Source organism: Streptomyces sp. MI02-7b (assembly GCF_033793585.1).
Taxonomy (GTDB): domain Bacteria; phylum Actinomycetota; class Actinomycetes; order Streptomycetales; family Streptomycetaceae; genus Actinacidiphila.
The window spans coordinates 55,446-73,559 of the sequence record NZ_JARAWX010000014.1 but is presented as its reverse complement, the minus strand read 5'-3'; the positions used below and the strand labels follow the sequence as shown (position 1 = coordinate 73,559).

At 70.1% G+C, this 18,114-nt stretch carries 17 protein-coding genes and 1 riboswitch; of the genes, 13 read left to right on the top strand and 4 right to left on the bottom strand.

Going from position 1 to position 18,114, the window contains the following annotated elements:
• Nucleotides 1-6 precede the first annotated feature (6 nt).
• Nucleotides 7-981 (top strand): carbohydrate kinase family protein, encoded by a 975-nt coding sequence (locus PV364_RS23205; protein ID WP_319662139.1) that lies wholly within the window; start codon nt 7-9, stop codon nt 979-981.
• 68 nt (nt 982-1,049) lie between these two features.
• On the opposite strand, the gene PV364_RS23200 is transcribed toward PV364_RS23205, so the two are convergent.
• Entirely contained in the window at nt 1,050-2,429 is a 1,380-nt protein-coding gene (locus PV364_RS23200) for a cysteine desulfurase/sulfurtransferase TusA family protein (protein WP_319662138.1), read from the bottom strand.
• Nucleotides 2,430-2,697: 268 nt separating this feature from the next.
• On the opposite strand from PV364_RS23200, the gene coxB reads away from it, so the two are divergent.
• The 4 genes from coxB (at nt 2,698) to PV364_RS23180 (ending at nt 7,171) form a co-directional block, all read left to right on the top strand.
• Nucleotides 2,698-3,663, top strand: coding sequence for a cytochrome c oxidase subunit II (gene coxB / locus PV364_RS23195; RefSeq protein ID WP_319662137.1), 966 nt, complete (start codon nt 2,698-2,700; stop codon nt 3,661-3,663).
• Complete coding sequence (gene ctaD / locus PV364_RS23190; RefSeq protein ID WP_319662135.1) at nt 3,660-5,405, top strand: cytochrome c oxidase subunit I; 1,746 nt, start codon at nt 3,660-3,662, stop codon at nt 5,403-5,405. Before coxB ends, ctaD begins: the two co-directional genes overlap by 4 nt.
• The gene (locus tag PV364_RS23185; protein ID WP_319662134.1) at nt 5,402-5,800 is read left to right on the top strand and encodes a cytochrome c oxidase subunit 4; all 399 of its coding nucleotides are present in this window, start codon (nt 5,402-5,404) and stop codon (nt 5,798-5,800) included. Before ctaD ends, PV364_RS23185 begins: the two co-directional genes overlap by 4 nt.
• 132 nt (nt 5,801-5,932) lie before the next feature.
• The gene (locus tag PV364_RS23180) at nt 5,933-7,171 is read left to right on the top strand and encodes a L,D-transpeptidase (protein ID WP_319662132.1); all 1,239 of its coding nucleotides are present in this window, start codon (nt 5,933-5,935) and stop codon (nt 7,169-7,171) included.
• A 12-nt stretch (nt 7,172-7,183) separates the two neighbouring features.
• On the opposite strand, the gene PV364_RS23175 is transcribed toward PV364_RS23180, so the two are convergent.
• On the bottom strand, nt 7,184-7,585 hold the full coding sequence (locus tag PV364_RS23175; RefSeq protein WP_319662131.1) for a hypothetical protein: 402 nt from the start codon (nt 7,583-7,585) through the stop codon (nt 7,184-7,186).
• A gap of 169 nt (nt 7,586-7,754) precedes the next feature.
• Between PV364_RS23175 and PV364_RS23170 the strand changes: the two genes are divergently transcribed.
• The 6 genes from PV364_RS23170 (at nt 7,755) to PV364_RS23145 (ending at nt 14,943) form a co-directional block, all read left to right on the top strand.
• On the top strand, nt 7,755-8,375 hold the full coding sequence (locus tag PV364_RS23170) for a heme-copper oxidase subunit III (protein ID WP_319662130.1): 621 nt from the start codon (nt 7,755-7,757) through the stop codon (nt 8,373-8,375).
• Between the two features lie 80 nt (nt 8,376-8,455).
• Entirely contained in the window at nt 8,456-9,265 is an 810-nt protein-coding gene (locus PV364_RS23165; RefSeq protein WP_319662129.1) for a cytochrome c, read from the top strand.
• 8 nt (nt 9,266-9,273) lie between these two features.
• A complete protein-coding gene (locus tag PV364_RS23160) occupies nt 9,274-10,314 on the top strand; it encodes a ubiquinol-cytochrome c reductase iron-sulfur subunit (protein ID WP_319662128.1) in 1,041 nt (346 codons plus the stop codon).
• The gene (locus PV364_RS23155; protein WP_319662127.1) at nt 10,311-11,948 is read left to right on the top strand and encodes a cytochrome bc complex cytochrome b subunit; all 1,638 of its coding nucleotides are present in this window, start codon (nt 10,311-10,313) and stop codon (nt 11,946-11,948) included. Before PV364_RS23160 ends, PV364_RS23155 begins: the two co-directional genes overlap by 4 nt.
• 148 nt (nt 11,949-12,096) lie before the next feature.
• Nucleotides 12,097-13,161, top strand: coding sequence for an anthranilate phosphoribosyltransferase (gene trpD, locus PV364_RS23150; RefSeq protein ID WP_319662126.1), 1,065 nt, complete (start codon nt 12,097-12,099; stop codon nt 13,159-13,161).
• Nucleotides 13,162-13,332: 171 nt separating this feature from the next.
• Nucleotides 13,333-13,449: riboswitch (SAM riboswitch) on the top strand.
• 156 nt (nt 13,450-13,605) lie between these two features.
• A complete protein-coding gene (locus PV364_RS23145; RefSeq protein ID WP_319662124.1) occupies nt 13,606-14,943 on the top strand; it encodes an aminotransferase class V-fold PLP-dependent enzyme in 1,338 nt (445 codons plus the stop codon).
• Nucleotides 14,944-14,976: 33 nt separating this feature from the next.
• On the opposite strand, the gene PV364_RS23140 is transcribed toward PV364_RS23145, so the two are convergent.
• Both PV364_RS23140 and PV364_RS23135 read right to left on the bottom strand, forming a co-directional pair.
• Nucleotides 14,977-15,258 (bottom strand): Lrp/AsnC family transcriptional regulator, encoded by a 282-nt coding sequence (locus PV364_RS23140; protein WP_319662123.1) that lies wholly within the window; start codon nt 15,256-15,258, stop codon nt 14,977-14,979.
• A complete protein-coding gene (locus PV364_RS23135; protein ID WP_319662122.1) occupies nt 15,255-16,034 on the bottom strand; it encodes a rhomboid family intramembrane serine protease in 780 nt (259 codons plus the stop codon). Before PV364_RS23135 ends, PV364_RS23140 begins: the two co-directional genes overlap by 4 nt.
• Before the next feature lie 115 nt (nt 16,035-16,149).
• Here PV364_RS23135 and PV364_RS23130 point away from each other — a divergent pair, with 115 nt between their 5' ends.
• Both PV364_RS23130 and PV364_RS23125 read left to right on the top strand, forming a co-directional pair.
• A complete protein-coding gene (locus tag PV364_RS23130) occupies nt 16,150-16,398 on the top strand; it encodes a hypothetical protein (RefSeq protein ID WP_319662121.1) in 249 nt (82 codons plus the stop codon).
• An 88-nt stretch (nt 16,399-16,486) separates the two neighbouring features.
• Nucleotides 16,487-17,890, top strand: coding sequence for an NYN domain-containing protein (locus tag PV364_RS23125; RefSeq protein WP_401974768.1), 1,404 nt, complete (start codon nt 16,487-16,489; stop codon nt 17,888-17,890).
• Nucleotides 17,891-18,114 lie beyond the last annotated feature (224 nt).

Genomic DNA, 18,114 nt, shown 5'->3' with positions numbered 1-18,114 from the left:
CCAGCCGTGCGTATCGCAGTCACCGGCTCCATCGCCACCGACCATCTGATGACCTTCCCCGGCCGATTCGCCGACCAGCTCGTCGCGGACCAGCTGCACACGGTCTCCCTCTCCTTCCTGGTCGACACCCTCGACGTGCGCCGTGGAGGCGTCGGCGCGAACATCTGCTTCGGAATGGGCCAACTGGGTGTACGGCCCGTGCTCGTCGGGGCCGCCGGCTCCGACTTCGACGACTACCGGGCGTGGCTGGACCGGCACGGTGTGGACACCGCGTCGGTGCGGATCTCCGAGGTCCTGCACACCGCGCGCTTCGTCTGCACCACCGACGCCGACCACAACCAGATCGGCTCCTTCTACACCGGTGCGATGAGCGAGGCCCGCCTCATCGAGCTGCACTCCGTCGCCGCCCGCGTCGGCGGCCTCGACCTGGTCCTCATCGGCGCCGACGACCCGGAGGCGATGCTCCGCCACACCGAGGAGTGCCGTTCCCGCGGCATCCCGTGGGCCGCGGACTTCTCGCAGCAGATCGCCCGTATGAACGGCGACGAGATCCGGATACTGCTGGACGGCGCGGCCTATCTCTTCTCCAACGAGTACGAGAAGGGCCTCATCGAGTCCAAGACCGGCTGGACCGAGGAGGAGATCCTCGGCCGGGTCGGCACCCGGGTCACCACCCTGGGGTCCCGCGGTGTGCGCATCGAGCGGGTCGGCGAGGAGTCGATCGTCGTCGGATGCGCCGAGGAGGAGGCCAAGGTCGACCCCACCGGCGTGGGCGACGCCTTCCGTGCCGGCTTCCTGTCCGGTCTCGCCTGGGGCGTCGGGCACGAGCGCGCCGCGCAGGTGGGCTGCATGCTCGCCACCCTGGTCATCGAGACCCTCGGCACCCAGGAGTACCAGCTGCGCCGGGCGCACTTCATGGACCGCTTCACCAAGGCCTACGGCGACGAGGCCGCCGACGAGGTCCGCACGCACCTGCGCTGACCTCGCCGCGCCGTTTCCTTCGCGCCCCGCCGCCCTTCCGGGGCGGCGGGGCGCGGGTGCGCGAGGGGTCAGGACAGCCGGCGCACCCAGTAGGCGACGCCACGCGGCGCCTCGTGCGCACCGGCGTACTCCTGGCCGCGCATCTCGCACCAGGCGGGGATGTCGAGCCGGGCGGCCTCGTCGTCGGACAGGACGGAGACGATGCCGCCGACCGGCACGTCCTCGATCACCTTCGCCAGCTCGATGACCGGGATCGGGCACCGCTTGCCGAGGGAGTCCACCACCAGCTCCGGCAGGCCCTCGCCCGCCCCGCCGGTGGGCCGGGCCGACGGCTCGGGGGCGCCGAGGCGTTCGCGGACGGTCCGGACGACGCCGGGCAGTGTCTCCAGGAAGCCCTCGACGTCGTCGGCCACCGCGCCGTACGGCAGCGACACGCGGACGTTCCCCTCCGACAGCACGCCCATGGCCTTGAGGACATGGCTGGGCGTCAGGGTGCTCGACGTGCACGACGACCCGGAGGAGACGGACCAGCCCGCCCGGTCGAGTTCGTGCAGCAGCGCCTCGCCGTCGACATAAAGACAGGAGAACGTCACGACGTTGGGCAGTCGCAGCGAAGGGTGCCCGACGACCTCGACGTCCGCCACCAGCTCCGGCACCCGGGCGCGGATCCGGTCGACCAGCGCCGACAGACGTGCCGCCTCCGCGACCGCCTCCGCGCGCACCGCGCGCAGCGAGGCGGCCGCCGCGACGACGGCCGGGAGGTTCTCGAAGCCGGGGGCGCGGCCGGACTCCCTTTCGTCCGTGGGTCCCTGGGGAGCGAAGCGGGTGCCCTTGCGCACCGCGAGCAGCCCGACCCCGGACGGCCCGCCCCACTTGTGCGCGCTCGCCGCCAGCAGGGACCAGGGGCCCTCGACCGGACCCCAGCCCAGCGACTGGGCGGCGTCCACCAGCAGCGGCACCCCGGCCGCCCGGCACCGTTCCGCCACCTCCGCGATCGGCTGCACCGTGCCCACCTCGTGGTTGGCGGACTGCAGACAGGCCAGCGCGGTGTCCTCCCGCAGCGCCTCCGCGAAGGCGGCGGCGTCGACCAGGCCGGTGCGGTCCACCCCCACCTCGGTCACCGGGCCGCCCTCCACCGCGTGCAGGACGGAGGAGTGCTCGACCGCGGAGACGACCGCGTGCCGCCCCACCCGCCGCCGTCCGGCCAATGCCCCGGAGACCGCCGCGTGGACCGCGCGTGTCCCCGAAGGAGTGAAAACCAGTTCGTCCGGCCGGCACCCCACGGCCTCCGCCGCGGCCTCCCGCGCCGCGTCCAGCAGCAGTCGGGCCCGGCGCCCCTCCCGGTACAGCCGGGCGGGGTCGGCCCAGCCCTCGTCGAGGGCGGCGAGCAGGGCCTGACGGGCGACGGGATGCAGGGGAGCGGCGGATGCGGCATCGAAATAGGGCACGTCCCGCACGGTACGCCCCGTGGGTCCCGACGGCTTCTGGGCCTGCGTCAGAAGGCCCCGGAACGGGGCGTTCCGCGAGTACGGGACGGCGTCCGACACCCCTTCGGGGGCCGCCCCGGCGCGTTGGCACCCCTCCCCGCGCGGCCCAAAAACGAGTCCAGTAGGGTTTGGTCCGCATAAACATCCACACCACTGCCCGCGCCAGGGCGACCGACCAGCACAGGCCGGGAATCCGGACGCGCGGGCGAGACTCTCGGGAAGGCGCTACGTGAGTCCCTACGGCTCCGACCGCTCGTCGCGGCGCCCGATGCGGCGGATTCTGCCGCAGGCGCTGGCCGCGGGCCTGGTCCTTGCGACCGCCACCGGTTGCACATACGAGGACTTCCCCCGCCTCGGCATGCCCAGCCCCGCAACAGCCGAGGCACCGCGGATCCTCTCGCTCTGGCAGGGTTCCTGGGCGGCCGCGTTCGCGGTCGGTGTGCTCGTCTGGGGACTGATCCTCTGGAGCATCATCTTCCACCGCCGCAGCCGCACCAGGGTGGAGGTGCCGCCCCAGATCCGGTACAACATGCCGATCGAGGCGCTCTTCACCACGGTTCCGCTGGTCATCATCTCGGTGCTCTTCTACTTCACCGCGCGGGACGAGTCCAAGCTCCTGGAGACCTCGAAGCGGCCCGACCACGTCATCAACGTGGTCGGCTTCCAGTGGAGCTGGGCCTTCAACTACGTCGAGGACGTGGACGGCAACCCGTCGACGCCCCCGGCCGGCAAGGTGCCCGCGGAGCTCTCCTCGATCTCGGCGAAGAAGCTGGACGCGCCCGCCGGTGCGGACGGCGTCTACGACTTCGGCTCCGCGGCCACCCGGGACCCGGACACCGGCAACCCGGGCCCGACCCTGTGGCTGCCGAAGGGCGAGTCGGTTCGTTTTGTGCTCACCTCGCGTGACGTCATCCACGACTTCTGGGTGGTCCCCTTCCTGATGAAGATGGACGTCATCCCCGGGCACACCAACGTCTTCCAGGTGACCCCCAACAAGGAGGGCACCTTCATGGGCAAGTGCGCCGAGCTGTGCGGCGTGGACCACTCCCGGATGCTCTTCAACGTCAAGGTCGTCTCTCCGGCGCAGTACCAGCAGCACCTGAAGGACCTGGCGAAGAAGGGCCAGACCGGTTACGTCCCGGCAGGCATTGCCACCACCGGCAACGCCAAGAACGCGGAGACCAAGACCCAGTGAGCATTCTCAACGAACCCCACGGCGCGGCCGCGGCGCACGAAGACACGTACGAGGACGAGCTGCCGCTGCGCACCAAGCAGCCCGGCGCGGCGGTCGTGAAGTGGCTGACCACGACCGACCACAAGACGATCGGCTCGCTCTACCTCGCGACGTCGTTCTTCTTCTTCATCATCGGCGGCATCATGGCGCTCATCATGCGCGCCGAGCTCGCCCGCCCCGGCACCCAGGTGGTGTCGAACGAGCAGTTCAACCAGCTCTTCACGATGCACGGCACCGTGATGCTGCTGATGTTCGCGACGCCGCTGTTCGCCGGTTTCGCGAACTGGATCATGCCGCTGCAGATCGGCGCCCCCGACGTCGCGTTCCCGCGGCTGAACATGTTCGCCTACTGGCTCTACCTGTTCGGCTCGCTCATCGCGGTCGCCGGCTTCCTGACGCCGAACGGCGCCGCCGACTTCGGCTGGTTCGCCTACTCCCCGCTCACCGACGCGGTCCGCTCGCCGGGCATCGGCGGCGACCTGTGGATCATGGGTCTGGCCTTCTCCGGCTTCGGTACGATCCTCGGCTCGGTCAACTTCATCACCACGATCATCTGCATGCGCGCCCCCGGCATGACGATGTTCCGGATGCCGATCTTCGTCTGGAACGTGCTGCTCACCGGTGTGCTGGTGCTCTTCGCCTTCCCGGTGCTGGCCGCCGCGCTGCTCGCCCTGGAGGCGGACCGCAAGTTCGGTGCCCATGTGTTCGACGCCGCCAACGGCGGCGCCTTGCTGTGGCAACACCTGTTCTGGTTCTTCGGGCACCCAGAGGTGTACATCATCGCGCTGCCGTTCTTCGGCATCATCAGCGAGGTCATTCCGGTCTTCTCCCGGAAACCGATGTTCGGTTACGTCAGCCTCATCGCGGCGACCATCTCCATCGCTGGCCTCTCGGCGACCGTGTGGGCCCACCACATGTACGTCACCGGCGGCGTGCTGCTGCCGTTCTTCTCGTTCATGACCTTCCTGATCGCGGTACCGACCGGTGTGAAGTTCTTCAACTGGATCGGCACGATGTGGAAGGGCTCACTGAGTTTCGAGACACCGATGCTCTGGGCGATCGGCTTCCTGATCACCTTCGCCTTCGGTGGTCTGACCGGTGTCATCCTGGCTTCGCCACCGCTGGACTTCCACGTCTCCGACTCGTACTTCGTGGTGGCGCACTTCCACTACGTCGTCTTCGGAACCGTCGTCTTCGCGATGTTCTCCGGCTTCCACTTCTGGTGGCCGAAGTTCACCGGCAAGATGCTGGACGAGCGGCTGGGCAAGATCACCTTCTGGACGCTGTTCTTCGGCTTCCACGGCACGTTCCTCGTCCAGCACTGGCTGGGCGCCGAGGGCATGCCGCGCCGCTACGCGGACTACCTGGCCGCGGACGGCTTCACCACGCTGAACACCATCTCGACCATCAGCTCGTTCCTGCTGGGCCTGTCGATGCTGCCGTTCTTCTACAACGTGTGGAAGACCGCCAAGTACGGCAAGCCGGTCGAGGTCGACGACCCGTGGGGCTACGGCCGCTCGCTGGAGTGGGCGACCTCCTGCCCGCCGCCGCGGCACAACTTCCTCACGCTGCCGCGCATCCGGTCCGAATCCCCGGCGTTCGACCTCCACCACCCGGAGATCGCCGCTCAGGACCAGCTGGAGAACGTCGGCCCGGCCCCCAAGGCCGTCTCCGGCGGCGATGAGAAGGAGACGGGCAAGTGAAGTTCCAGGGCAGGCTGTTCCTGTGGCTCTCCTTCTTCTTCCTGGCCATGGCCGTCATCTACGGTCTGTGGTCCAAGGAGCCGGTCGGCACCACGGCGCTGTTCCTCTCCTTCGGCCTGGCCGTGATGATCGGGTTCTACCTGGCCTTCACCGCCCGCCGGGCGGACACCGGGGCACAGGACCGTGAGGACGCGGACGTCGCGGACGACGCCGGCGAGCTGGGCTTCTTCAGCCCGCACAGCTGGCAGCCGCTGCTGCTGGCCTTCGGTGGTGCCACCGCGTTCCTCGGCATCATCTTCGGCTGGTGGCTGATCTACTTCGGCGCGCCCTTCATCCTCTTCGGACTGTGGGGCTGGGTCTTCGAGTACTACCGGGGCGAGAACCGCACCCAGTGAGCCCGTCGCGCACACGGGCGAGGCCCGGACACCCGAATGGGGTCCGGGCCTCGCCCGTTCGCACGCGCCCGACGCGCGCGAACGGGCTCTTATGCATAACGTGTGATCATGGGTCTCTTTTCTCCCCGCCGAATGGCGATCGCACTCGTGACAGCGGTGGCGGCAGCTCCGCTCGCCAGCTGCTCGGGTGGCGGCGATCCGTTGGCCAAAGCTCCCTACGACGCTTCGGGCGACGTGGTGTGGGCCGCGGGCACGGGCACGAAGAAGGCCGACCCCCGGAAGCCGCTGGAAATCACCGTCAAGGGTGACAGCAAGCGCATCACGGATGTGACGGCCACCGACGGCGCCGGCCGATTCATCCGCGGGCGGCTCTCCGAGGACGGCAGGCACTGGCAGAGCACCTCCGCACTGGGGGCGGGGGCCCACTACACCGTACGGGTGAGCACCGAGGACAAGGACGGCCGTCAGGGCCGCAAGACGCTGGCGCTGGACACCCGTGCCCCCGACAAGCTGCTGCGGGTCACCTTCGGCCCCGAGAGCGGCACCTACGGCGTCGGACAGCCCGTCACCGCCGAACTCAGCGCCCCGGTCAAGGACATCAACGCACGCATCGCCGTCGAGCGCAGTCTGCACGTCGACTCCGCGCCGTCGGCCGGCCAGGGCGCCTGGTACTGGGTGGACGACCGCACCCTGCACTACCGCCCGCGCACCTACTGGCCCGCGCACGCCCGGATCGAGGTGCGCAGCACCCTCGACGGCCTGCACATCAAGGGCGGCATGTACGGCGGCCCGGCCAAACCCCTGACGCTGCGCACCGGCGATCGGGTGGAGGCGCTCACGGACGCCGAGACGCACACCATGACCTTCAAGCGCAACGGCCGCGTCGTGCGCACCATCCCGGTCACCACCGGCAAGCCCGGCTTCTCCACCCGCAACGGCATCAAGGTCGTGCTGGGCCAGGAGGCCAACGTACGGATGCGCAGCGAGACCGTGGGCATCGCGTCGGGCAGTTCGGACGCCTACGACCTGCCCGTGCAGTGGGCCACCCGGGTGACCTGGAGCGGCGAGTACGTGCACGCCGCGCCCTGGTCGGTGGGCTCGCAGGGCGTCGCCAACGTCAGCCACGGATGCACCGGGATGAGCACGGACAACGCGCACTGGTTCTTCGACAACGTGCGGCGTGGGGACATCGTGGTGGTCACGCACAGCCTGGGTGACGAGATGGCGCCGTTCGGGAACGGATTCGGCGACTGGAACCTCAGCTGGGCCGACTGGCGCAAGGGCAGCGCCGCCGGGGCGCGGGCCGGCACCGACCCGGCCGCGGCGGACGACACGGACGACCCGCAGGCCCGTCTGCGGCCGGTCCTGTGACCTCTGCGCCGGCTACGCGTCGACGGACAGACGCTGCCTGAGCAGCCCCGCCAGGGCGGCGCTCAGCTCGACCGGGTCGACGGGGTGGCTCACCGCCGCGTCGGCCCGGCTCCAGCTGGCCAGCCAGGCGTCCTGGGGGCGTCCGATCAGCACCAGCACCGGCGGGCAGCGGAAGATCTCGTCCTTGACCTGCCGGCACACACCCATGCCGCCAGCCGGCACGGACTCGCCGTCCAGCACGCACGCGTCGATGCCGCCGTTCTCCAGCGCGCTCAGCACGGCGGGAAGGGTCGCGCACTCCAGGTACTCCACCGGCGGCAAGTCGGCTGCGGGGCGGCGTCCGACGGCTAGACGGACCTGCTCCCGGGTGTTCCTGTCGTCGCTGTAGACCAGCACCGTCGCGGTCGTCTGCATCCGTGCCTCCTCGCCTTCGTGGAGTCGCCTGCCTGTGGCCGAACCTTACTCCTGAGCAGGGTCCTTCGAGGAGTGTTAGCTCCTTCGGGCGATCTCTGCCGCTGTCCCAACGGCCTTGACACACCGAATGGCACCCCCCGGAGTGAGCGCGAGATAAGGGACCGACATAATGTCGGTCGTGGCGACAGCAACAGCAGTAGAAACCGGGCACGCGCACCCGTCGGTCAACCGGCCGAACCTCACCAGCGTCGGAACCATCATCTGGCTGAGTTCCGAGCTGATGTTCTTCGCGGCCCTCTTCGCGATGTACTTCACCCTTCGCTCGGTGACGGGTGCCGAGTACTGGAAGGCTCACGCCGATCTCCTGAACGTTCCGTTCTCGGCGGCGAACACCACGATCCTCGTGCTCTCCTCCTTCACCTGCCAGATGGGTGTCTTCGCCGCCGAGCGCGGCGATGTGAAGAAGCTGCGCGCGTGGTTCACGGTCACCTTCATCATGGGCGCGATCTTCATCGGCGGTCAGATCTTCGAGTACACGAACCTGGTCAAGGAGGACGGCCTTTCGCTGTCCTCGGACCCGTACGGTTCGGTGTTCTACCTGACCACCGGCTTCCACGGTCTGCACGTGACGGGCGGTCTCATCGCCTTCCTGCTGGTCCTGGGACGGACCTACGCGGCCAGGCGGTTCACCCACGAACAGGCCACCGCCGCCATCGTCGTCTCCTACTACTGGCACTTCGTCGATGTCGTCTGGATCGGCCTCTTCGCCACGATCTACCTGATCAAGTAAGCGGACCGCCGCGGCAGCCGCGGCCTTCGGTCCGTGTCCCAGACCCATCGACGCAAGAGATCCTGACACCGGGGTAATCCGTGAAAAAGCTCTCCGCACGACGGCGCCACCCGATGGCGGCGCTCGTCGTCCTACTTCTCGCGCTCACGGCCATCGGGGGGCTGTACGCGGCGCTCGCGCCCGCACCCAAGGCGCAGGCCGACGACAGCTCCCAGTCCCTCGCCATCGAAGAGGGCAAGAAGCTGTACGCCGTCGGTTGCTCCAGCTGCCACGGTACGTCGGGCCAGGGAAGCAGTGACGGCCCGAGCCTGGTGGGCGTCGGCTCCGCGGCCGTGGACTTCCAGGTCGGCACCGGCCGCATGCCGGCCCAGCAGCCCGGCGCGCAGGTTCCGAGCAAGAAGAACATCTACTCGCAGAAGCAGATCGACCAGCTCGGCGCCTACATCGCGTCGCTGGGCCCCGGCCCGTCCACGCCCACCGAGGATCAGACCAACCCGAGTGGCGCGGACACCGCGCGAGGCGGGGAGCTGTTCCGCACCAACTGCGCGCAGTGCCACAACTACCAGGGCAAGGGTGGCGCCCTGACGAACGGCAAGTACGCCCCGTCGCTCTCGGGCGTGAGCAACAAGCACCTGTACGAGGCCATGCTCACCGGCCCGCAGAACATGCCGTCGTTCCCCAACAGCACGATGCCCGAGCAGAACAAGCGCGACATCATCGCCTACCTGAACGCCGTCAACGGCGACAAGGCGCCGAGCCCCGGCGGCATGTCGCTGGGCAGCCTCGGCCCCGTCACTGAAGGCCTGTTCGGCTGGATCTTCGGCCTCGGCGTTCTGATCGTCTGTGCGTGCTGGATCGGCGCCCACACCACCAAGGCCAAGAAGTCATGAGTCAGGACATGTCAGAAGAGAACCTGCCGGAGCGTTCGGCTCACGACCGTGGCCAGGTCGGCCTCGCGGATGAGCACCCGTTCGCCGACCCGGGCCTGCCCGCGCACCTGCCGCGCCGCCAGGACATCGACGAGAAGGCCGCGAAGTCCTCCGAGCGGACCGTGGCGCTGCTGTTCACCGCCTCGATGATCGCCACGCTCGGTTTCATCGCGAGCTTCGTCGTCATCCCGATCGACAAGATCGTCTACGTCTGGCCGCTGGGCCACATCAGCGCGCTCAACTTCGCGCTGGGCATGACGCTGGGCGTCTCCCTGTTCGCCATCGGCGCGGGCGCGGTCCACTGGGCCCGCACGCTGATGGACGACACCGAGCGCCCGGCCGACCGGCACCCGATCGAGGCCGACCCGGAGACCCGGGCCCAGGTGATGCAGGACTTCGCCGACGGCGCCCGCGAGAGCCAGCTCGGCCGTCGCAAGCTGATCCGCAACACCCTGCTCGGCGCGCTCACCCTGGTCCCGCTGTCCGGCGTCATGCTGCTGCGCGACCTCGGCCCGCTGCCGGAGGAGAAGCTCCGCCACACGCTGTGGGCCAAGGGCAAGCTGCTGGTCAACCAGAACACCAACCAGCCGCTGCGTCCCGAGGACGTCGCCGTCGGTTCCCTGACCTTCGCCGTGCCCGAGGGGCTCGAGGAGGACCAGGAGGACTTCCAGGAGCAGATCGCCAAGTCCGCGCTGATGATCGTCCGCATCGAGCCGGAGGACATCAAGGACAAGCGGGCGCGCGACTGGGCGCACCAGGGCATCCTGGCCTACTCGAAGATCTGCACCCACGTCGGCTGCCCGATCAGCCTGTACGAGCAGCAGACGCACCACGTGCTCTGCCCCTGCCACCAGTCGACGTTCGACCTGTCCGACGGTGCCCGGGTGATCTTCGGCCCGGCGGGCCACGCTCTGCCGCAGCTGCGGATCAGCGTGAACGACGAGGGCTACCTCGAGGCGCTCGGCGACTTCGAAGAGCCCGTGGGCCCTGCCTTCTGGGAGCGTGGATGAGTACCAACGAGAGCGTGAGCGCCAAGCCGCGCGGCAAGGCGCCCGCGGGTGAGCGTGTCGCCGACTGGGCGGACGGCCGGCTGGGCATCTTCAGCCTGGCCAAGGCCAACATGCGGAAGATCTTCCCGGACCACTGGTCCTTCATGCTGGGCGAGATCTCCCTCTACAGCTTCATCATCGTCATCCTGACCGGTGTCTACCTGACGCTGTTCTTCCACCCGGCGATGAACGAGGTCGTCTACGACGGCTCGTACACCCCGCTGCAGGGCATCAGGATGTCCGAGGCGTACGCGTCGACCCTGCACATCAGCTTCGACGTGCGCGGCGGTCTGCTGGTCCGGCAGATCCACCACTGGGCGGCCATTGTCTTCGTGGCCGCGATGCTCGTGCACATGATGCGCGTCTTCTTCACCGGCGCCTTCCGCAAGCCGCGCGAGGTCAACTGGCTCTTCGGCTTCCTGCTGCTGTTCCTCGGCATGTTCGACGGCTTCATGGGCTACTCGCTGCCGGACGACCTGCTGTCGGGTACCGGTATCCGGTTCATGGAGGGCGCGGTCCTGTCCGTGCCGATCGTCGGCACGTACCTGTCGTTCTTCCTCTTCGGCGGGGAGTTCCCGGGGCACGACATCGTGCCGCGGTTCTACACGATCCACGTGCTGCTGATCCCGGGCATCATGGCGGGCCTGCTGGTGGCCCACCTGATCCTGGTCTTCTACCACAAGCACACGCAGTTCCCGGGTCCCGGCAAGACCGAGAAGAACGTGGTCGGCATGCCGCTGCTGCCGGTCTACACCGCGAAGGCGGGCGGCTTCTTCTTCCTGGTCTTCGGCGTCATCGCGGCCATGTCCGCGCTGGTGTCGGTCAACCCGGTCTGGGCGTACGGCCCCTACCGGCCGGACCAGGTGTCGACCGACGCGCAGCCCGACTGGTACATGGGCTTCTCCGAGGGCCTGATCCGCATCATGCCGGGCTGGGAGATCAGCCTGTGGGGCCACACGCTCGTGCTGGGCGTGTTCATCCCGCTGGTGATCTTCCCGCTGGTCCTGGGCTTCATGGGCGTCTACCCGTTCCTGGAGTCGTGGGTCACCGGTGACAAGCGCGAGCACCACCTGCTCGACCGCCCCCGCAACCGCCCGGTCCGCACCGGCATCGGCGCGGCCTGGATCAGCCTCTACCTGATCCTGCTGGTCGGTGGTGGCAACGACCTCTTCGCCACCCGCTTCCACCTGTCGATCAACGCGATCACCTGGGTGGTCCGGATCTCCTTCTTCGTGCTGCCGGTGCTGGTCTTCTTCATCACGAAGCGGATCTGCCTGGGCCTGCAGCGGCGCGACCGCGACAAGGTGCTGCACGGTCGCGAGACCGGCATCATCAAGCGGCTGCCGCACGGCGAGTTCATCGAGATCCACGAGCCGCTGGACCAGGCCAAGCTGTTCACGCTCACCTCGCACGAGCAGCCGGAGCCGCTGGCCATCGGCCCGGCGACGGACGAGAACGGCGTGGAGAAGAAGGTCGGCCTCACCACGCGACTGCGCGCGAGGCTGTCGCGCGGCTACTACGGCGAGGGCACCCAGATCCCCAAGCCGTCGGCCGAGGAGTACGAGGAGATCACGAGCGGCCACGGCCACCACTGATCCCGGACGCTGTGCCACCGGGAAGGGCCCTGTTCGTCGGAGTTCATCCGATGGACGGGGCCCTTTCCCGTTCCCCCGCGCCGATAGGGTGGGGGCGAGGACGTCCGTTGCCCATCCCCTGCACGTCAGACCACCCGGAGTGTGGACCATGAGCGTTGTGAACCCCGCTGGAGGCGACACCGCGGCGGGCCGCTCCTGGCCCGGGATCCTGGGAGCCCTGCTGGCGGGGCAGGACCTGAGCACCGCGGAGACGGCCTGGGCGATGGACCGCATCATGAGCGGCGGGGCCTCCGACGCCCAGATCGCCGGCTTCATGGTGGCGCTGCGGGCCAAGGGCGAGACCGTCGACGAGGTCACCGGCCTCGTCGAGTCGATGTACGCGCACGCGCAGCCCCTCGACATCCCCGGGCCGGCCGTCGACATCGTGGGCACCGGCGGCGACCGGGCCAGGACCGTCAACATCTCGACGATGTCCGCCATCGTCATCGCGGGGACCGGGACCAAGGTCGTCAAGCACGGCAACCGCGCGGCCAGCAGTGCCAGCGGGGCCTCCGACGTGCTGGAGAAGCTGGGCATCAACCTGGACCTGTCGCCCGACCGCGTCGCCCGGGTGGCCGAGGAGATCGGCATCACCTTCTGCTTCGCGGCCAAGTTCCACCCCGCGATGCGCTACGTGGCCTCGGCGCGGCGCGACCTGGGGGTGCCGACCTCCTTCAACATCCTCGGCCCGCTGACCAATCCGGCCCGGGTCGGGGCGTCGGCGGTCGGCTGCTTCGACACCCGGATGGCCGGTCTGATCGCGGGGGTGCTGGCACGGCGCGGCTCCTCCGCGCTGGTGTTCCGCGGTGACGACGGCCTGGACGAGCTGACGGTCACCTCCACCTCGCAGGTCTGGATCGTGCGCGAAGGGACCGTGGAACAGGTCCCCTTCGACCCGCGCGACGTCGGCATCGAGCTGGTGCGGATCGAGGCGCTGCGGGGTGCCGACGCGGCCTACAACGCGGATGTGGCCCGCCGGCTGCTGGCCGGTGAGACCGGGCCGGTGCGGGACGCCGTCCTGCTCAACTCCGCTGCCGCGCTGGTGGCGCTGGAAGCCGCGGAGGGCAGTCTGACCGAGCGGATCGCCGCGGGAATGGCACGGGCGGCGGAGTCCATCGACTCGGGCGCGGCCGCGAAGACCCTGGAGCGGTGGGCGGCGGCCACGAACGCGTAGCCGCGCGGACGTTCGCAGGCGAGGGCCGGGGCCGGGCGCCCCGGCCCTCGCGCGTCTTCCGGCCCTCGCGCGCTCCCGGTACGGCCCGCGCGGTCCCGGGAGCCGCCGTGCGATGTCCGGGATGCGGACCGCGGCTTGCGGCACCGGGCGTCTGTGGCAGGATGCTGCGCAGGTCACGAGTGACAGCGACACGGCCCCGGCCCGCTGTCCGGCAACCCTCCTTCCGTGGCGGGGTGCCCCGGGTGATGACCAGGCCGCAGGCAGCGAGGTCTGCGGCAAGCGCGGTCATGAGGAGTTCTTCCATGAGCAAGCGAATGCGCTAGGGCCCGAAGGCCCCTTTTCCACCCTCCCCGGGCGCGCCGCCGTGTGCCGTCCGGCGCCGCGAGGGCTTTCCCGTCATCCCTGACGCCCTGTCGCTCCCCCCTGCCCACAGGAGACTTCGCCATGTCCGTGCACCTTGCTGCGACCGTCCGCACCACCACCGCCCCGCTGCCGGTCCTCGGCCGCGACGTCCTCGTCCCGCTCGTCACCGGTGGCGAGGTCGCCTACGCCGCCCTCGACTACGCCGCGAGCGCGCCCGCGCTGCAGCGGGTGTGGGACGACGTGGCCGCCTACGCGCCCTACTACGGCAGCGTGCACCGGGGCGCGGGCTACCTCTCGCAGCTGTCGACGGACCTGTTCGAGAGCAGCCGTGCGGAGGTGGCCGCCTTCCTGGGCTGCCGTGCCGACGACCAGGTCGTGTTCACCCGGTCGACCACGGACTCGCTCAATCTGCTGGCGTCCGTGGTGCCCGACGGCACCCGCGTCTTCGTCTTCGAGACCGAGCACCACGCCTCACTGCTGCCCTGGCGGCAGGGCGACGTCACCTACCTGAGCGCGCCCCGGACCCCCGCGGAGGCGGTGTCCGTGCTGGAGCGGGCGCTCGCCGCGTGTCAGTCGGAGGGTCCGGCGCTGGTCTGCGTGACGGGTGCGTCCAATGTGACCGGTGAGCTCTGGCCGGTGCGCGAGCTGGCGGCCGCGGCCCACGCGCACGGTGCGCGCATCGTCCTGGACGCCGCGCAGCTCGCGCCGCACCACCCCGTCGACGTGGCCGCGCTCGACGTGGACTGGGTCGCGTTCTCCGGGCACAAGCTCTACGCGCCCTTCGGCTCCGGCGTCCTGGCCGGCCGGGCCGACTGGCTCCGCGAGGGCGAGCCGTATCTCGCGGGCGGCGGCGCCACCCGGCGGGTCGCCCGCCGCGAGGACGGCGGCGTCGACGTGGACTGGCACACCACGGAGGCCCGCCACGAGGCCGGTTCGCCCAACGTCATCGGCGTCCACGCCATCGCCTCCGCCTGCCGGGCCCTGCGCGAGGCCGGCTTCGAGTCCCTCGTCGAGCGCGAGCAGGCACTCGTCGCCCGGGTGCGCGACGGTCTCGCGGGGATCCCGCAGGTGCGGGTGCTCTCCCTGTTCGGCGAGGACGCCCCGCGGGTGGGCGTCCTGTCCTTCGTGGTCGACGGCTGGAACAGCTCCCACTTCGCCGCGGCGCTGTCGGCCGAGTACGGCATCGGCGTCCGCGACGGGCTGTTCTGCGCCCATCCGCTGGTCCGCACCCTGCTCGGCGACCACACGGAACCGGGCGACTGCGGGGGCGACACCACCCTCAACGCCGTTCGCGTCTCCTTCGGCGCGGGTACCCCCGACGAGCACGTCGAGCGCTTCCTCACCGCCGTCGCCACCCTCGTCACCGACGGCGCCCAGTGGCGCTACCGCACCGAGAACGGCCGCTGCGTTCCCGCGTAACGCCGCGCCGGGCGCGCCCGGAGCCGAGGTCTACTAGGAGTCGAGGCCGATGGCGAAGGCGGCTTCGAGGTCGTGCTGGGAGTACGTCCGGAAGGCCACGTGCGTGTCGGTGGCCTCGACGCCGGGGATCTTGCTGATGCGCCCGGGGATGACGTCCGCGAGCTGGTCGTGCTGGGCGACACGGACCATGGCGACCAGGTCGTACGTGCCGGTGACGGAGTAGACCTCGCTGACGCTGTCGAGCGCCGCGATGGACTGCGCGATCTCGGGGATCCGGTCGACGCTGGTCTTGATGAGCACGATCGCGGTGATCACGGCTGTAGGTCTCCTTGGGTCGCCCTGGCTGCGGCCTCAAGCTTAGGCCTTGCCCGGTAGCACCCCCAGGCGCACAGGAAACCGAAGAGGAAGCCGGTGATGTGCGCCAGGTACGCCACGCCCGGGCCTGACTGGGGGGCCTGTCCGGCGAGGGACTGCAGGACGAACCAGAAGACCAGCACCATCCACGCGGGGAAGCGCAGCGGCAGGAAGAAGAGGAAGGGGAAGAGACTGGTCACGCGCGCCCGGGGATAGAGGTAGAGGTACGCGCCGAGCACGCCGGAGATGGCGCCGGACGCGCCGACCAGTGCCTGGGTTGACGTGGTGTGCGCCAGGGCGTAGCCGTAGGTGGCCAGGTAGCCGCACGCCACGTAGAAGACGAGGTACCGCAACCGGCCCATGCGGTTCTCGACGTTGTCGCCGAAGACGTAGAAGAACAGCATGTTGCCCAGCAGGTGCACCCAACTCCCGTGCACGAACAGCGCCGTGAGCACCGACACGAAGGGCGACCGTCCGAGGCCGTCCGGCGGGGGGCAGCCGGTCGGCATCACGACCGACGCGGCGGTGACACGCCCGTGCCAGAGTTCCGCGGGAATGACACCCCACCGGGCGAAGTACGAGGCCTGGGCGCACGCCAGCTCGTGGCCGGTGCCGTACACGGGGTTGAGCCCGGAGGCCGGGCCGATCAGGAAGACCGCCACGCACAGCCCGATCAGGGCGTACGTCACCACGGGTCTGCGGCGGACAGGGTTCTTGTCGTACACCGGGATGACCATGGATCGATCATGACGGAACGGGTGTAACGGGCACAGGACGCCTCGCCGCAGCGCCGGATCCCGCCGAGGCCGTAGGGTGACCGGAACGCAAACGCGCGACCTAGGAGCAGATCCGATGACGGTTCCACTGCCGACGTCCACGACCCGGTGGCGCTGCACCCTCTGCGGAAACCTGACCCGGTTCGACGTCACCCGGTCCAGCAGGGTCGTCGAGTACGTCCACCTGGACCTCGCGGGGGAGCCCAGCGTCGAGGAGCGCGAGGTGCTCAGCGAGACCGTCGAGTCGGTGCGCTGCCGCTGGTGCAACGCCGTGGACCGGGTCGAGCTGGTGGACCGTCCCGACGCGGCGGCTGCGCAGGCCTGACCGCCGCCAGGGACAATGGAGGGGCGCGGCGTGGCCTGAGAGGCCGGGGAGGCCGGGGAGGCGCCGAAGAACTGGACAGGAGTGACTGGTGGACCGGACCGGCGGTAATCCGGGCCACGGCGACGAGGCGGCCGGGCCCGCGGCTCCGGCTGCCCCGGACGGCTCGGCCCCGCCCGAGGCCCTCGACCGTCCGCTGCCCGAGGGCGTGCGCCACCGCGTGGTCTCGCTCGCGGCCGACGCCTTCGGCGGGCTGACCCTGGGCGAGCTGCCCGCGGTGCTGCGCCCGTACGCCCGGTTCACCCCGAGTCGCCGTGCCAAGTTCGCGGCCACCGCACTGGCTACCGCCCTGGAGAGCGATCCCGCCTTCCGGCAGCGCGTCGCCGGACGGCTGCGGGAGGCGGAACCCGATCTGTGCGATGCGCTGGACGCCGGCACCCCGCCGCCGGCCGTGGATCCGCTCGATGTGGCCGCCGCCGCCTATCTGCTGCGGCCCGCGGGCTGGGCGAAGCTGGTCGCCGCCGCCGGGGAGGAGGCGCAGCGCGCCAGCGCTGAGCGGGCCGGCGAGGAGGCGCTGCGCGAACTGCGGCAGCTGAGGACCGAACTCGACGAGGCGCGGGCGCAGTCCCGCACCGAGGCCGTCCGCGCCCGCGCCGACCTGGACGCGGCCCGCAAGGAGGCCGAGTCGCTGCAGCGCAAACTGCGCAGCGCCGCCAGCGATGTGAAGCGCGCGGAGGCGGCCCTGCGCAAGGTCGAGGCCGAACTGGACGAGGTGCGTTCTGCCGCCGCGGCGGACAAGGCGGCCGCGGACGGCGAGGCACGCCGGCTGCGCGCCCGGCTGGCCGAGGCGGAGTCGGCGGTCGAGGCGGGCCGCCGGGCGGCACGCGAGGGCCGCACCGTGGAGGACATGCGGTTGCGGCTGCTGCTCGACACCGTGCTGGACGCGGCGTCCGGGCTGCGCCGGGAGCTGGCGCTGCCGCCGCGCGACACCCTGGGCGTGCGCCCGGCCGACACCGTGGACGCGGTGGCGCCGGGGGCGATCAGCCCGAAGGACATCGCGCGCCGCGCGCTGTCGGAGGACGACCCGGCGCTGCTGGACCAGTTGCTCGCGCTGCCGCAGGCCCATCTGGTCATCGACGGCTACAACGTCACGAAGACCGGTTATCCCGCCCTGCCGTTGGAGAAGCAGCGGCTGCGGCTGCTGGGGGGTCTCGCGGTGCTGGCCGCGCAGAGCGGCGCCGAGGTCACCTGTGTCTTCGACGGCGCGGACCTGGACGCGCCGGTGCTGCTCGCCCCGCCGCGCGGGGTGCGGGTGCTGTTCAGCAAGGCCGGTGAGACGGCTGACGAGTTGATCCGGCGTCTGGTTCGGGCGGAACCTCCCGGTCGTCCGATTGTGGTGGTTTCGTCCGACCGCGAGGTGGCGGACGGGGTGGCCCGCGCCGGCGCCCGCCCGGTCGCATCCACCTTGTTGCTCAAGCGACTTGCCCGGGTGTGACCTGGAGCACACCGTGGGGCGGGTGGGGCGGTTTTTCGGAGCTCTGCGTCAACTCACCATCACTGCGCGTGCGATGTGTGTAAAGAAAACGCGAGTGAATGACTTTTTTCCTTCAGAGATTTGATCCGATCACAAGATGGTCACTAGGGTCAGGCCTCGAACCTCTGCGCAGTCGATCACCCAATCAGGGTGACAGCAGAGGTCCCGCCGATCCGAAGTGGCGT

What these genes read in the sequence shown, in the direction of transcription:
- PV364_RS23180 (WP_319662132.1), top strand. Translation starts at nt 5,933, where the DNA reads ATGGCGATCGCACTCGTGACAGCGGTGGCGGCAGCTCCGCTCGCCAGC.
- PV364_RS23175 (WP_319662131.1), bottom strand. Translation starts at nt 7,585, where the DNA reads ATGCAGACGACCGCGACGGTGCTGGTCTACAGCGACGACAGGAACACC.
- PV364_RS23170 (WP_319662130.1), top strand. Translation starts at nt 7,755, where the DNA reads ATGTCGGTCGTGGCGACAGCAACAGCAGTAGAAACCGGGCACGCGCAC.
- PV364_RS23160 (WP_319662128.1), top strand. Translation starts at nt 9,274, where the DNA reads ATGTCAGAAGAGAACCTGCCGGAGCGTTCGGCTCACGACCGTGGCCAG.
- PV364_RS23155 (WP_319662127.1), top strand. Translation starts at nt 10,311, where the DNA reads ATGAGTACCAACGAGAGCGTGAGCGCCAAGCCGCGCGGCAAGGCGCCC.
- trpD (WP_319662126.1), top strand. Translation starts at nt 12,097, where the DNA reads ATGAGCGTTGTGAACCCCGCTGGAGGCGACACCGCGGCGGGCCGCTCC.
- PV364_RS23145 (WP_319662124.1), top strand. Translation starts at nt 13,606, where the DNA reads ATGTCCGTGCACCTTGCTGCGACCGTCCGCACCACCACCGCCCCGCTG.
- PV364_RS23135 (WP_319662122.1), bottom strand. Translation starts at nt 16,034, where the DNA reads ATGGTCATCCCGGTGTACGACAAGAACCCTGTCCGCCGCAGACCCGTG.
- PV364_RS23130 (WP_319662121.1), top strand. Translation starts at nt 16,150, where the DNA reads ATGACGGTTCCACTGCCGACGTCCACGACCCGGTGGCGCTGCACCCTC.